The organism is Psychrobacter sp. CAL346-MNA-CIBAN-0220 (assembly GCF_040309805.1).
Lineage (GTDB): Bacteria > Pseudomonadota > Gammaproteobacteria > Pseudomonadales > Moraxellaceae > Psychrobacter.
The window spans coordinates 1-340 of record NZ_JBEOPF010000064.1; the positions used below are offsets into that span (position 1 = coordinate 1).

The 340-nt window shown below is 38.5% G+C and carries 1 pseudogene; it reads left to right on the top strand.

The annotated features are described in order from the left end of the window. A pseudogene (locus AAEY88_RS12710) lies at positions 1-340 on the top strand (bifunctional 23S rRNA (guanine(2069)-N(7))-methyltransferase RlmK/23S rRNA (guanine(2445)-N(2))-methyltransferase RlmL); the annotation flags it as partial.

The following is a 340-nucleotide window of genomic DNA, read 5'->3' on the forward strand; positions in this document are numbered from 1 at the left end:
TGGTTTGTCTGGCGCTAAATACGATTTTATTCAAGCAGACTGTTTGCAGTGGATAAAAGATAATAGCCATCAGAAATATGAACTCATTTTTATCGACCCACCGACGTTTTCAAATTCAAAACGTATGGAAGACAGTTGGGATGTGCAACGCGATCATGCAGAGATGTTAGGTGGCTTGATTAAGCTACTTTCTCCAAATGGCGAGCTTATTTTCTCAAACAACAAACGTAAATTTAAAATGGATATCGAAACGTTGAACCAAGCGGGTATCGACGTGACTAATATCGACCATCTATGTTTACCGCTGGATTATAAACGTAATCCACATATCCATAATGTG